The organism is Capnocytophaga periodontitidis, from assembly GCF_016126015.1.
GTDB lineage: Bacteria > Bacteroidota > Bacteroidia > Flavobacteriales > Flavobacteriaceae > Capnocytophaga > Capnocytophaga periodontitidis.
Map to the genome: position 1 here is coordinate 52,222 of NZ_JAEFDB010000005.1, position 15,030 is coordinate 67,251.

7 protein-coding genes are annotated in these 15,030 nt (G+C 40.3%); 5 read left to right on the forward strand and 2 right to left on the reverse strand.

Annotated elements, in window-relative coordinates; translation table 11 throughout:
- Positions 1 to 229: 229 nt before the first annotated feature.
- Positions 230 to 2,410, reverse strand: coding sequence for a hypothetical protein (locus I7X29_RS08950; protein ID WP_198466618.1), 2,181 nt, complete (start codon positions 2,408 to 2,410; stop codon positions 230 to 232).
- 180 nt (positions 2,411 to 2,590) lie between these two features.
- Between I7X29_RS08950 and I7X29_RS08955 the strand changes: the two genes are divergently transcribed.
- Positions 2,591 to 3,940, forward strand: a complete 1,350-nt coding sequence (locus I7X29_RS08955; RefSeq protein ID WP_198466619.1) for an SWIM zinc finger family protein — start codon at positions 2,591 to 2,593, stop codon at positions 3,938 to 3,940.
- An 8-nt stretch (positions 3,941 to 3,948) separates the two neighbouring features.
- Here I7X29_RS08955 and I7X29_RS08960 read toward each other — a convergent pair whose 3' ends face one another.
- Positions 3,949 to 4,404 carry a hypothetical protein gene (locus I7X29_RS08960; RefSeq protein ID WP_198466620.1) on the reverse strand — a complete coding sequence of 152 codons (456 nt, stop codon included), beginning with the start codon at positions 4,402 to 4,404 and terminating at the stop codon, positions 3,949 to 3,951.
- A gap of 518 nt (positions 4,405 to 4,922) precedes the next feature.
- On the opposite strand from I7X29_RS08960, the gene glgP reads away from it, so the two are divergent.
- The 4 genes from glgP to I7X29_RS08980 all read left to right on the forward strand — a co-directional run bounded on the left by glgP (position 4,923) and on the right by I7X29_RS08980 (position 15,027).
- Positions 4,923 to 9,167 (forward strand): alpha-glucan family phosphorylase, encoded by a 4,245-nt coding sequence (gene glgP, locus I7X29_RS08965; RefSeq protein WP_198474130.1) that lies wholly within the window; start codon positions 4,923 to 4,925, stop codon positions 9,165 to 9,167.
- Positions 9,168 to 9,370: 203 nt separating this feature from the next.
- Positions 9,371 to 10,735 (forward strand): OmpA family protein, encoded by a 1,365-nt coding sequence (locus I7X29_RS08970; RefSeq protein WP_198474132.1) that lies wholly within the window; start codon positions 9,371 to 9,373, stop codon positions 10,733 to 10,735.
- 80 nt (positions 10,736 to 10,815) lie between these two features.
- Complete coding sequence (uvrC, locus tag I7X29_RS08975; protein WP_198474134.1) at positions 10,816 to 12,597, forward strand: excinuclease ABC subunit UvrC; 1,782 nt, start codon at positions 10,816 to 10,818, stop codon at positions 12,595 to 12,597.
- Between the two features lie 75 nt (positions 12,598 to 12,672).
- Positions 12,673 to 15,027 (forward strand): hypothetical protein, encoded by a 2,355-nt coding sequence (locus I7X29_RS08980; protein ID WP_198474135.1) that lies wholly within the window; start codon positions 12,673 to 12,675, stop codon positions 15,025 to 15,027.
- Positions 15,028 to 15,030: the final 3 nt, after the last annotated feature.

The following is a 15,030-nucleotide window of genomic DNA, read 5'->3' on the forward strand; positions in this document are numbered from 1 at the left end:
CGCTACACTTTGCCAAAGTTTCCTGCCCATGCGGCTTGCACCTTTAGCAAAGTGTATTTTATAGATAATCAATTATTTTTAGAGTATATTATGTAGGAAAGCTAGCGATAGCTGGGTATGTGTTCAAACACCTCCTAAAAGTAAACTTATTTATTTGCAATCTATTTTTGTTTGACTATGAAACAATTCTTTTTGTCGTGGCAAAAGTATAAATTCATACCACAAAGTGCTATAAAGTACCGTTTTTCATTTGCAATAAAGTCTTTTGTAGGCTGTCTAAAAGCTTTTTCTTGTCTTTTTCTTGTGCCGCTTGCACGGCTTTTTCTTCTATTTTTATAGCTTCGTCTTTCCGGTTGGTAGCGTATAGCAAGCAGGCGTAAGTATCGAGGTAATAAGGGTCATTCTCTCTGAAATCGCATATAGCCTCCATCCACTTCGTAGCTTTAGAGAGTAAGGTGGCGTCATTACGGCGCGTTTCGAAGATATAATAAGCAATAGTGTTAGCCTGATTTGCCCATACATTGCCATAAGAATACCAATCGGAATAATACCCATTCTTAGGAAATACCTTGTTGATACCTTGCACAAAATTGCCTTTCCCCTGTGCGATAACTCCCTCTATATAAGGTACGTAATAATCAATAGCCGCTTGCTTGTCTTGGTCTAACAAATAGTATATATAACCCAGTGCCGAAGTCATCTTTTTAGTGACTGCCTCTTCGTAAATAGGTCTAATCTCTTCAAGAGGTAGTACTTTTTCTTTTTCTAAGTCATTAATGGCCTCTTGCACAGTCGAGTCGTATGGCTCTATTTTCTTTTTAGAGCTGATATTCACGTCTTTATCAATAGCTTCGTTATAGGCTTTAATGGCTTGGCTGAACTTCATCAGGTAGGCAATGGTTTGTAGCTTGTCTTTAGCTGCGACTTTTTTATCCTCTATCAGATAATTTCGGTAGCTATAAAGGTTTCTGACGGTCATTCTGGCAAATAAGGGGTCTAAAACTGTATCGTTTTGATGACTTGCCGCCACTCTGCGCCATTGGTAAGTCAGTTGGGCGGGGGTGGTTTTCAGTTGGTAAATAAGTTTTTTATTTTTGAAGTCGAGTGCGTAATACTCTTGCTCAAATTTTTTGCGGTCGGTAAGCAAATATAAGCTCAAATCATAGTTTTTGAGGTAGGTGTAAAAGAGCGCTTCCACTTCTTTTATAGGAGCCTGAGGGTTAGCAAATAGCTGGTCGATGTGGCGCGCTACTATGATGCTATTGAAAAGGGTAGGAGCCGTGTTTTTTCCGAAGAAATCATCGCGCTGGGCTTCGGCTATGGTACTTTCTTGATAGTAAAGCACGTGTCCCTCGTAATCTACAAAAATCACTTGGTTTTTATCAGTGGCAATACCGTGTTTTTTCAGCCACTGCTCATCACCTTTAGAAGTGGTATAAAACTGATAAGTAAAAGGTAGTTTATCGCTTTTCTCTATCTTGTAAGATAGTTTTAGCAACTCAAACTCTTTGTCGGCTTTGGGGTTCTGCGGTTGGTGAAGGATAGCGAGCAACTGCTGAGTGGGTTTTACGCGTTGTATCGCTTTTTCAATATTCTTGCTATCGCTCACCACTAAGGTGGCGTTTATTTTTGCTTCCTCTTCTTCCTCTTTATAATCTTCGAGTATATCGTCATAATCATCGATTACACAACCCAGTTCCCTATTCGTTTTAACTTCTTTAAAAGACAGATGTTCCCAGTTCTTTACACGTGTTATCTCGTTGGGATAGAGGGGGGTAGGGATAAGCTTTTGGTATATATCAGGTCTTTTATTGCCTGTTTCCATAAGTGATAGCTCGCCTGTTGAAGCCTCATATACTCCTATAAATTGATTTCTTAAAGCACTGTTCTCTCCCAAGAAAACAACTTCTAAGGCATTGGTGTTTTTGCCTATATAAAAAGTGTTGATAGTTACCTCGCCGTTATTTTCGCGGTATTCAGCAGCAAAGCTGTTTACCAAATAGAGCTTTTCGGTACGCGGAATTTCGATATGAAGGGTATCATTAGCGAACTGGTCTTTCGCCTCCTTATACAGATGCAGATAAGTGACGCCCCCTTGTTCGTTTTCGTAGCCTACATAGATAAACAAGGTAGAAGATTCCCAAATCATTCCTTTGGGGCCTATGAATGAGAGTTGCAGCTGCTGGGAGTTGCCCTGCTGTTTGTGTAGCATAAAAGAGCGGTCGGCGTTTAGTATCACGAGGTTGCCATCGCGTCTGTAGCTACCTGAGTATTTTATCACATCGAAAGTATTATCAGCATTGAGCCGGATACTTTCTCTTTCTCTATCGTTTTTATAAATCCCGACAAGGCTATCTTGAGCATATAGCCCACTGGCAAAGAGGGTGAAAAGTAGGAGGAGGTTTTTCATAAAACAATTCTTTTTTGTTATACTAAGAGTTCAAAATTTATACCATTATTATTTTTTTTAACTATAGCTGACCTACCTCCATAATTATCTCATTGGCAAATTTGCTAATTCACTAATTTGTTAATTAACAAATTATCCCTATCTTTGCCCCTCACACAAATCAACAAATCGACAAATCAAATGAACGACTTTGAATATGCTTATCCGTTTGCCTCTGTGATAGAAGAGGCGAGCGCTCACGAGAAGAATTTTATCTTTTCGCACTGTTCAGAACTCAAAGAAGACAATGCAGTGCCTTGTTTCTTCTGGGGGAGTATCACTCAACCTTTTGTGGTGGCTAAGTGTCTTGCTACACTGGCGAAGACCGTAGCCTCTCAGTTTGCTATCGCCCCAGGAGTGCTTGCAAAATTGCGTGACCCCATTATCTCGGTGGGGAATGGTGAATTGCTTTTTGAGGGCTTCTCCTCTTGCAATAGCGTCTATGCCCGTGTAGGGTTGCGCAACGATGTGTTAGACGGTGATTTTCTCCAAAGTGGTTGCACCAATATCGATTTCAACGATATAACCGTGCGTGCTTTCAATGCGGTAACCGCTTCCGAGAAAATGGTGCTTAGTGTAGGACAAAAGCAGACACACTTTATTACCGAGAAACACAAAACTGTAGAGAAAAAAGTAACCCTCCCCAACCGCTGGATCAAAGGCTTGGGTAATGTACAAGTATATCTTTCGGAGATGGATTTGGCATACCGCCTCAATAAAGCTGAAGCCATACAGCTCTTCCGTTCTTTGCCTAAACAAGCCGTGAAAAATGATTATTATTTGGTAAAACGCGGTGTTGGTTACACTTTTGCGCCTACCCCTACAGCGGGAGCTATCAAAATAGGAGGAGTGCACCGTCTCAACCTCTTACAAAGTTTACTTCTGCTTGCCGATAGTCTTTATGTATATCGCAGTAGCAGTGAGCAATCTGTTGCTTTTGTGTTGCATTTCAAAGGGGTAGAGATGCTTTTCTTACTTTCGGATAATGTATATCGAGGCTTTTCGGGCGAAGGAAAATACTTGGAGAATATGATTGAAGAGGTACCTATGGAATGGCTCGTGGGGATTAACAATTTCTTCAAAACTAACGAAGTGTTCTCACCAGCAATGGTAGCTATTGAAAACGATGTGAATATGGGTACAATGGCAACCCTACAAGCATCGCTTTCGAGTATCGGACTCTTGGGCTACAACCTCACCGATGGCAATTATTTCTACCGTCGTTTGCCTTTTAAACCGCAGCGATTGATAAGTCTGAACCCGCGTTTGCAAAATGCCAAAAAACTCACTGAAAATAATGAAGTACAAATCGTAGAACAACGCGGTGATTATGTGAAAGCCAATGTAAAAGGAACAGGAGGGGTTACCCATACCGTTATTCTTGACGGCGAGAAAGCACAATGCACTTGCAATTGGTACACCAATCACCAAACAAACAGAGGGTTGTGCAAGCACATTTTAGCTACCAAGATGATAAGTCAGAACAATTAAGAGTTTTGTTAAAAACTAAGATTAAAAAGATTCAAAGTAAAAGTAATAGTTAATCCTTCAAAGGAGGCTTTTTCTCTTAAAGGTATAGAATAGCCTATATGAGCGTTGTGTATATTAAAAAAAGAGAGTCCCATTCTGGGTTGTATAGCTTGAGTATTAATGGAGATTCCTGCTCCAAATATAAATATACTAGTTTCAAACCCTATTTCAGGGATTATCAGTACTTTATTAGAAGTGCTATCAAAATCTGACCCTATATGAGCACCTGCGTAAAAGGTTGAAGCTGTAGGAATGGCTAAAAAATAACCATTTCCTTCGTCAAAAGAATTGAGTGAAGCTCCTATAAAACCTAAATTATGCGACTTGTTGCTATGGGTGAAAGCAGCTCTAACGCCAAAGTATTCAAAATCTTGAGCATTCCCTAACAAAGGAAGTAATAACAATAAAAAGAATAGTTTTTTCATAAGAAAAGAATTTATTTATGACAAAAATAGCAATAATTTGTCAATTCTCATTGTCTTAATAAAACAAATTTGTACTACCTCACGACATTCGTATTTAAAATAATAGACTTATAATTTATTAATAAACTACAAAAAAAGTATCGAATATTAGATGTTTTCTCTTTAAAATTTTACTTTTGCGGATTAGAAGCCGTCTCAAAAATCTCAAAATCACCTTTTTGTCCCTACACTTTGAAAAAGCTTACAGTTCTGATAATCAATCACTTTTAGAGTATATTATGTAAGGGCGTTTTGCAAACGCCCTTACAAAAAATTTTTTGGACACCTTCAACGGAGGTTAAGCCTTTAAAAGCGAATGCTATTAACTCTTATCTCTTACCTAAAAAATTCTCCTAAAAAGTATTGTAATCAAAAAAAACTTTGTACCTTTGCAACATATTTTGTATAAACAGAACATTAACTGCCACTTGACTCCTGTCACCTAACACCTTACCACTAAAAACTAGCCACTAAATATAATGAGTATGACAAAGAAATTCAATCCCGACTATGTGTTCGAAACCAGTTGGGAAGTGTGCAACAAAGTTGGCGGTATCCACACCGTTATCGCTACTAAAGCCCCTGCTATTGCCAAAAAATTCAGAAGTAAATACATCTTGATTGGTCCTGATATTTGGCAACACAACGAAAATAAAGAGTTTGTAGAAAACCCTGAACTCTTCAAATCTTGGCGCACTAAAGCTGCCTCCGAAGGTTTGCGCGTGCGTGTCGGTAATTGGAAAATTGAAGGTAACCCCATCGTCCTCCTTGTTGATTTCTCTCATTATATGAGCGCTAAAAACGAAATCTTGCGCTACTATTGGGATAACTATAAACTCGACTCTTTCAGTAGCCCCTGGGATTATGTAGAATCAGTTCTCTTTGGATATGCCGTTGGAAAGGTAATCGAAAGTTTTGTGAAGTTCAACACTGCCTCACGCGAAAACGTAATTTGCCACTTCCACGAATGGATGACTGGTAGTGCCTTGCTCTATCTCGAAGAAACTATGCCTAAAATAGGCTCTGTTTTCACTACTCACGCCACCGTCGTAGGTCGTGCTATCGCTGGCAATGGCTACCCCCTCTACAACGATATGAAAAACTACAACCCCGAAGAAATGGCTTATCGTTTCGGGGTACAACACAAACACTTCCTCGAAAAAGAAACTACTAAAGTTGCCGATTGCTTCACTACTGTAAGCGAAATTACTGCTCAAGAAGCTCAGCATTTCCTCAGTAGAAAAACCGATATCATCACCCCTAATGGCTTCAACGATGCTATTGTCCCCGACGATAAAGATTTCGATAAAAAACGCAAAATAGCTAAAGAACGCCTCATCAACGTCGCACAAGCGTTGGTAACTCAACCTATTAGTGAGAATACCAAAATCGTTGCTATCAGCGGTCGTTATGAGTTCCGCAACAAAGGAATCGATGCCTTTATTGATGCCTTAGGTGCTCTCAATCGCAACCCTAAAAACAAAAAAGAGCTCTTGGCTTATATACTTATCCCTACAGCCTACGACGCTCCTAACCAAGGATTGCTCAATAACCTCCAATCTCCCGAACAAACAACCCCTAACGAACAAAAACATCTCACTCACATCCTCCCCGATGTCTATAACGATGCCATTGTAAAACGCATCAACGAACAACAACTCTTCAACCGTAAAGAAGATAAGGTGAAAGTGATTTTCTGCCCAAGCTACCTCAATGGTAACGACGGCGTGTTCAACCTCTCTTATTACGATTTGCTACTCGGTCTCGATGGTACCGCTTTCCCTTCTTACTATGAACCTTGGGGCTATACCCCGCTCGAAAGTTTGGCTTTCAAAGTACCTACCGTCACCACTACTTTAGCAGGATTTGGCAAGTGGGTAAACGACTACTATCCTCAAAAACAAAAAGCTATAGAAGTAGTCAATCGTACCGATAGCAACTATGGCGAAGTAGTAGGTGCCATCGCTAAAAACATACAAAATCTATTAGATAGCAAAGACGACGATTTCGAAGCTTTGCGCGAAACTGCCGCTAAAGTCTCCGAAATAGCCCTTTGGAAAAACTTAGTACAGTATTATATCAAATGTTACGAACTCACCCTCGAAAATATAGAGGATAGAGTAGAAAGCCTCCCTCCAGTAGAAACCGATGGTGTAGCTTATTTAGAAAAATCCAAAGTGGTAAACACTCCTAATTGGCGTAGTGTGATCATCCACCGCGCCATCCCTGAAGCCTTGCAACCCCTTGAAGAACTCGCCAAAAACCTTTGGTGGTGCTGGAATGATGAGGCTTACGAGGTGTTCAAATATATTGATAAAGCAAAATGGATAGAAGTGCGCAAAAACCCTATCGCTCTACTCGATAGCATCTCCCTCTCTCGTTACAAAGAGTTGGAAAACGATACTGTTTTTATGCGTAACCTCTCTAAAGTATATGGTGATTTTCAAGAATATATGGCTAAAAAAGCCGAAATGGTAAGCCCCTCTATTTCATATTTTAGTATGGAATATGGCTTGCACTCTTCTTTGAAAATCTACTCAGGAGGTTTGGGTATCTTGGCGGGCGACTATCTGAAAGAAGCCAGCGACAAAGCTACAAAAATCACTGGGGTTGGATTGCTATACCGCTATGGCTATTTCACCCAAAAACTCTCCTCAGCAGGTAACCAAGAAGCCGACTACGAGGCACAAGATTTCTCTAAAATCCCTGTAACTCCTGTATTCGACCCCGAAACAGGTAAGTGGATAGTGGTCTCTATCGATCTCCCTGGGCGTACCCTCTATGCCCGCGTATGGCGCGTTGATGTAGGTCGTATAGAACTCTATCTCCTCGATACCGATTTCGAAAATAACCGAGAAGACGACCGTTCTATCACACACCACTTGTACGGTGGCGACTGGGAAAACCGACTCAAACAGGAAATGCTCTTAGGCTTAGGCGGTATCAAAATGTTGCGAAAATTAGGTATCGATAGTGATATTTACCACTGCAACGAAGGACACGCTGCTTTCATCGGTTTGGAACGTCTTAGCGAATTTATCGAACACAACAACCTTACTTTCTCTGAGGCAATGGAGGTGGTACGCGCTTCTTCTCTCTTCACTACGCACACTCCTGTACCTGCAGGTCACGATGCTTTTGAAGAAGGTTTATTGCGCGCTTATCTCGGTAATTATACCGATAAATTGCACGTGAATTGGGAACAAATCCTCGCTCTCGGTAAAATCAACCTGAGCGACCCTCACGAGAAATTCTCAATGAGTAACCTCGCCGCCAACCTCTCTCAGGAAGTCAATGGCGTGAGCTGGCTACACGGTGAGGTGAGCAAAGAAATCCTCAAAGATTTGTGGCCTGGCTATATGCCTGAAGAATCGCATATTAGCTATGTGACCAACGGAGTGCACCAACCTACCTGGACAGCCGGTCTCTGGAAAGAAGTGGAAAACGAAGTCTTTGGTAAAGACTACAAAACTCACCACTACGACCCTAAGAGCTTTGAAGGTATCTACAAAGTATCCGATCAACGCGTGTGGGAAATTAAAACAGCCCTCCGCTCTAAACTCTTGCGCCGCGTCGAACAAAAATTGCGCTTAGAGAAAAATACTCCCTATTTCTCTCCTCGCCAATTAGTCGAAATCAAAGAAAACTTGCGCGAGGACATCCTTACCATTGGTTTTGCACGCCGCTTTGCAACCTACAAACGCGCACACTTGCTCTTTACCAATATAGAACGTTTAGATAAAATCGTAAATAATCCTGAACGCCCTGTACAATTCATATTCGCTGGTAAAGCTCACCCTGCCGATAAAGCAGGACAAGATTTGATTAAAAATATTGTCGAAATCTCTAAATTACCACAATTCTTAGGTAAAATATTGTTCATCCCTAACTACGATATGGAACTTGCACGCCACATGGTACAAGGAGTCGACGTATGGATGAACACCCCTACACGTCCGCTCGAAGCTTCAGGAACCAGTGGTGAAAAGGCAGCAATGAATGGTACTATGCACTTCAGCGTACTCGATGGTTGGTGGGTAGAAGGCTACCGCGAAGATGCCGGTTGGGCACTGCCAATGGAACGTTCCTACGAAAACCAACAATATCAGGACGAAATGGACGCTGAAACCATTTATAATATCATCGAAGACGAAATTGCACCTATATTCTACGATAAGAATAAAGATGGTGTTTCATCTCGCTGGTGCGCCCTTATCAAAAATACAATCGCCAAAGTCGCTGTGAATTTCACCACTACGCGTATGCTCACCGATTACGAAAACCAATACTATTACCCTATGACCGAACGCGTAAATAAACTGAAAGACAATCAGTTTGTAACTGCTATCGAGCTCTCTAATTGGAAACGAAAAGTAACCCAAGAATGGGATAATATAAAGGTAGTCAATTTCAAAGTCCCTAATCGAAACGAACAACTCATCTCTATAGGAAAAAACTATAAAGGCGAAATTACTTTAGAATTAGGCGAATTGCGCCCTGAAGATGTAGGTGTAGAACTCGTCGTCGCTCAACAAAAAGACGATAAGTTTAAAGTCCTCTCTACTAGTGAGTTCTCTGTAGTAGCTCAAGAAGGTAATAAAGCTACCTATCAATTAGAGATAGCTTCCGAATATCCTGGCGCTTTACACTTAGCAATACGTATTTTCCCTAAAAATAATTTATTGCCACACCGCCAAGATTTTGCCTTGGTAAAATGGTTGTAAAACATTTTTAATTAATTCGTAATCAAGTAAATAACAACAAACGAGGCAAAATATAATACTGTTTTAAACACTCTGTTTTTAAGTCTTTTTTTTAGTTCTTATCAATTTTAACAAAAAAAAATAACCTTAAAAATTTATAGATATTAAAATAATACTTATATTTGCCCCCAAATTTAAATAGTAATCAAAATTCATTTTTAAGTATGAAGAAAATCAAATTAACTTTATTTGCTTTGGCTGCTGCTTTTTCAGTAGGAGTTCAAGCGCAAGATGAAAACAGTCCTTGGCAGATAGGATTTGGAGTAAATACAGTTGATATACGTACTCCAGATGCTTTTGGGGACTTGATGAAAGACTGGGGTGGACCAAGTGATATCAACATCCTTCCTGCTGTTTCTCGTCTTTCTGTAGGTAGATACATTGGTGCCGGTTTCTCTGCTGAATTATCTGGATCATTGAACAAAATCGAAAAAGGTTTCGGTTATAGCAAAGATCTTGATAATAAAGTAGATTTGTCTTTCTGGGCTGCCAATTTAGCTGTGAAATACCACTTGAACTCTCTTTGGAAAGCCGCAAGATGGTTTGACCCATTCTTACAAGTAGGTGGTGGATATGCCGCTATCGATAACGAAGGTAAATTCCGCGCTTTAGGCGGCGGTGGTGTAAACTTCTGGTTTACCGAAAACATCGGTATCAACTTGCAAACTGCCTACAACCCAACTTTCAAATCTGATTCTCAAGAAGACTACTTCCAACACGCTGCTGGTATTACCATTAAATTCGGTAAAAAAGACCGCGATAAAGATGGCGTAGCCGATAAAGATGACCTTTGTCCAGACGAACCAGGTAAAAAAGAATTGAACGGTTGTCCTGACCGCGATAACGATGGTATTGCTGATAAAGACGACGCTTGTCCAGACGAAGCTGGTCTCCCTGAATTAAAAGGTTGCCCTGATAGAGATGGTGACGGTATCGCTGACAAAGATGACGCTTGCCCAGACGAAGCTGGTCTTAAAGAATTCAACGGTTGCCCTGATACCGATGGTGATGGTGTGCCAGATAACGTAGACCAATGTAAAGACGTAGCTGGTCCTAAAGAAAATAACGGTTGCCCTTGGCCTGATACCGATGGTGATGGTGTACTTGATAAAGACGATGAATGCGTTGATAAACCAGGTCCTGCTTCTAACAACGGTTGCCCTGAAGTAACTCAAGAAGTTCAAAAGAAATTGAACGACTTCGCAAAAACTATCTTGTTCGATGTAAACAAAGCTACTATCCGTCCTGAATCAGCTACTGTATTGAACAATATCGTTGAAGTATTAAACGAATACAAAAACGCTAAATTCTCAATAGAAGGTTATACTGATACAAGTGGTAACAAAGCTAAAAACCAAAAACTTTCTGAAGATAGAGCTTATTCAGTTAAAGCTTACTTAATTGATAAAGGTATAAACCCTGCTCGTCTTACTGCTAAAGGTTTTGGTCCTGAAAAACCTATCGCTTCTAACAAAACTAAGAAAGGTAGAGAACTTAACCGCCGCGTTGAAATCAACTTGGTAAAATAGTTTTAGGAACGTTTTTATCTTTATAAAACCAAAAAAAGAGGCTGCCACTTTCGGTAGCCTCTTTTCTATCTCTGACCCTTATGTCCATAGATATTCAATTACAAACCTTGCCTAATAACCCTGGCGTCTACCAGTTTTATGACGCCTCCGATACCCTTATCTATGTAGGCAAAGCTGTCAATCTCAAAAAACGCGTCTCCTCTTATTTCCAAAAAGAACACGATAATGCTAAAACACGCATTTTGGTGCGCAAAATCGTACGTATTGAGCACATCGTGGTAGCTACCGAAAGCGATGCTTTACTACTCGAAAACAACCTTATTAAAAAATACCAACCTCGCTACAATATTCTTTTAAAGGACGATAAGAGTTACCCGTGGATATGCGTGAAAAAAGAACGTTTTCCGCGCGTTTTCTCCACACGCCGAGTAGTGAAAGACGGCTCTTTGTATTTCGGCCCCTATACCAGTATGAAAACGGTGCATACACTTTTAGATTTGATAAAAGAACTCTTCCCCTTGCGCAATTGCAACTACGATTTGTCACCCCAAAACATAGCTAATCACAAGTTTAAAGTGTGTTTGGAATACCATCTAAAAAATTGCAAAGGACCTTGTGAAGGATACCAAAGCGAACAAGATTATAACAATAATATCCAGCAAATAGTCGAAATTCTCAAAGGAAATTTCAAAGACGCGCTTAAGCACTTCAAAGAAGAAATGATGACATTAGCTGCCGAAATGCGTTTTGAAGAAGCACATCTCATCAAACAGAAAATACAAAGTTTGGAAAACTACCAAGCTAAATCTACTATTGTGAGTAGTAAAATTACCAATGTCGATGTATTCTCTATCGTTTCCGATGAAGAATATGGGTATGTAAACTTCTTGCAAGTGGCTTATGGAGCGATTGTGCGCGCTCATACTTTGGAGATTAAAAAGAAATTGGACGAGACTGATAGAGAGCTTTTAGAATATGCTATTATTGATATTCGCGAACGCTTCTTCTCTGTATCTAAGGAAATTATCGTACCTTTTGATGTAACCCTTCCCGACGGTTTGCAAGCCACCATCCCTAAAGCAGGTGAGAAAAAACAACTTTTGGAACTCTCTTTGCGCAATGCCAAACACTTCCGTCAAGATAGGTTCAAACAAGAAAAAATACTAGACCCTGAACGCCATACAAACCGCATCCTTACCCAGATGCAACGCGATTTGCACCTCTCAGTACCTCCTGTGCATATAGAGTGTTTCGATAACTCTAATATTCAGGGTACGAACCCTGTATCAGCTTGTGTAGTCTTTAAAAATGCCAAACCAAGCAAAAAGGACTATCGTCATTTCAATGTAAAAACTGTCGAAGGTCCTAACGATTTTGCTTCTATGGAAGAAGCGGTATATCGCCGTTACCGCCGTTTGTTAGACGAACAACAACCGCTGCCTCAACTCATTATCATCGATGGAGGTAAAGGGCAACTCTCATCAGCTCTAAAAGCCTTAGAACAGTTAGAATTGCGCGGTAAGATAGCTATTATAGGCATTGCCAAGCGGTTAGAGGAAATTTATTTCCCCGAAGATAGTGTCCCTTTGTATTTAGATAAGCGTTCCGAAACCCTGCGTGTAATTCAGCAATTGCGTGACGAAGCACACCGTTTTGGTATTACGTTCCACCGCCAAAAACGCAGCAAATCAGCTATCGTATCCGAACTCGATGGGGTAGGGGGGATAGGCGATAAAACCAAAGAAACGCTCCTCCAACACTTCAAATCCGTAAAACGCATCCGTGAGGCTACATTAGCAGAACTCACAAAAGTCGTAGGTTTTAGAGGAAAAAAAGTCTATGAGTATTTTCATCATCCGTAATTCGCTAATTTTCTAATTTGCTAATTTGCCAATTATTACATATCTTTGCACTTTCATCATCAATAATTTTAAGTAGTGAAGTATTGTTTCTACATAATAACCTTGCTCTTTTTGGTTGCTTGTACTTCTAAAGAAAAAAAAGCAACCCTCACTCCTTTTACTTTCCCCGAAAATACTGAGCTCATCTATCATATCAACAACCGCGACAACTTCCTGAGTGCCCTTACGAACAATAGCTTTTGGAAAGCTCATAACCCTCGTATATTGCGTTTGCACGAAGTAAAACTCTTAGGAACTTTACCCGTAAATGATGATATATGGGTAGCATTTTCTACTGAAGGCAATTGCTTTTTTATTTGTAAAAAAGAAAATAACGAGAAATCAGCTATTTGGAAAAACGCCTCTGCACAAGTGCAAAAACAAGCCTTGTTTGGCAAAGAGTGGTTCTATACAATTTATGGTGATTACTTGCTTATCAGCGATGGCGAAAAACTTTCTGAGTACACCTCTTTAAACAAACAAAACAAGAGCGATGCTCAACAGGATTTAGAAAAACTACAACAAATTAGCGGTACTGAATGTGTAGCAAACCTATTTTTACAAAAAAACGCTGCCAACGATTATTTCGAACCTTTCTTTGGTGAAAAACCACTTGCAAATTGTAAAAACTGGGTAGCTTTTGATCTCTTTTTAGAAGAAAACAATGTGCGTCTCAGCGGGGTAACCACTATTGATAAAGAGGCAAATACCGATGTGATGCTCCACACTGTCCCCTATCAAAACGATGCGTTAAGTCTAATGCCTGCCCGCGTGCTCAGCATCGATGCTTATACTTTTGACGATGCCGAAAAACTAACACAAAACGACAGTATAGCACAAGAAAGTCCCTTTAGAACTTCTATCAATGGGGTTGCTTTTGGGCGCGTAACCGAAGGTCAATTTGCAGTTGTTTCCTCATTTGATGTAGATGAAACCCTCCAACAGCTACCCGTGCTCTCCGAGGATTTCCAGTACAACTTCCCGATGTACGAACTCAACCCCGACCTGCCCGTCGGTTTCTTCACTTCATTTGTAAAAGATTTCATTCCGCGTTATGCAGGCGTGTATCAAAAGCAATTGGTACTCACCAAAACCAAAGAACTCCTCATCTCTGTAGTGAATGATATGCAGCGAGGTAATGTATTATCAGCGAATAAAGCCTTTGGTTTATTAGAGGAAAACAGCGCTTCAAATGTTACTTTCTCCCGCATTGTCAATCTTTACGACAATCCTTCATTTAGCAGTCGTTTTCCTGCAATAGCCGAAAATTACCGTTGGGCTCTCTTCCAACAAACACCTCAAAACGACTATTACGTGCTGAATTTTGTAAGTGAAAAACAAACTGAAAGCACCCTTTCTGATGAGATGCGCGAGCGTTTCCGCTTTGCCTTAGACGATGTTATGGCAAGCGAGCCCGTCATTCTCTTAAATCACCGCACCAAGCGATTGGAAATCGCTGTGCAAGATGAGAATAACTACCTTTATCTCATAGGTAATAACGGCTCACTATTGTGGAAAAAACGCTTAGACGGGAAAATACAAAGCCCTATTTATCAAGTAGATTTATTTAAAAATGGCTTCCTGCAAATGGCTTTCACTACCGAAAAATCTATTTGGGTCGTCGATCGCAATGGCAAGGAGGTAGCCCCTTTCCCTTTGCAGTATAAAAATCCTATCACCCCCTTAGAAGTCTTTGATTACGAAAGTAATCGTGAATATCGATTCCTATTTGCCGAAGGTAATACTCTTCACCTTTTAGATAAGAAAGGTCAAGAAGTGAAAGGCTTTAACCAGCGCGCTAATGGCAAACCTTTGTTTACCCCTAAACACTATCGTTTCAATGGAAAAGACTATCTCATTTACTCATCTAACAATGGCACTTTCAACATCTTGCACCGCAATGGCGAGCAGCGTATTACCGTGAAAGGTGCCTATAGTTTTTCTAACAATCCACCTTTGGTGTTAGGTAACCTCTTTATGTTCACTAATAGTGATGGTACGCTTATCTCTATAGATGAAAAAGGTGGAATGACCCGCAAAAACCTATCGCTTACCGAACCTTTTTATTGGGGCGGCAACCGCTATGTACTTACCTCACTTTCAGGAAATATACTCACTATCGGTAATCAGCGTATCGAACTCCCCGAAGGTAAGTATAGCCGTCCTAAATTGTTTCGCATTCGCGGAATGAACTACGTATCAGTAACCGAACAGAATACTCAAAAAGCCTATCTATACGACGAAAAAGGCAACTTGCTAAAAGATTTTCCCGTAGAGTCTATTTCTCCCATCGCTATAGATGTAGATTACGATAAGTCTATTTGGGTAGTCACCGAAAAAAGCACTACCGAATTGATATTGTACACAATGAAACAATTCGCTAATGAGTAGATT

Excerpts from the sequence above, each read along its gene's own strand:
- uvrC (WP_198474134.1), top strand. The coding sequence starts at position 10,816 with ATGTCCATAGATATTCAATTACAAACCTTGCCTAATAACCCTGGCGTC.
- I7X29_RS08950 (WP_198466618.1), bottom strand. The coding sequence starts at position 2,410 with ATGAAAAACCTCCTCCTACTTTTCACCCTCTTTGCCAGTGGGCTATAT.
- I7X29_RS08955 (WP_198466619.1), top strand. The coding sequence starts at position 2,591 with ATGAACGACTTTGAATATGCTTATCCGTTTGCCTCTGTGATAGAAGAG.
- I7X29_RS08970 (WP_198474132.1), top strand. The coding sequence starts at position 9,371 with ATGAAGAAAATCAAATTAACTTTATTTGCTTTGGCTGCTGCTTTTTCA.
- glgP (WP_198474130.1), top strand. The coding sequence starts at position 4,923 with ATGAGTATGACAAAGAAATTCAATCCCGACTATGTGTTCGAAACCAGT.
- I7X29_RS08960 (WP_198466620.1), bottom strand. The coding sequence starts at position 4,404 with ATGAAAAAACTATTCTTTTTATTGTTATTACTTCCTTTGTTAGGGAAT.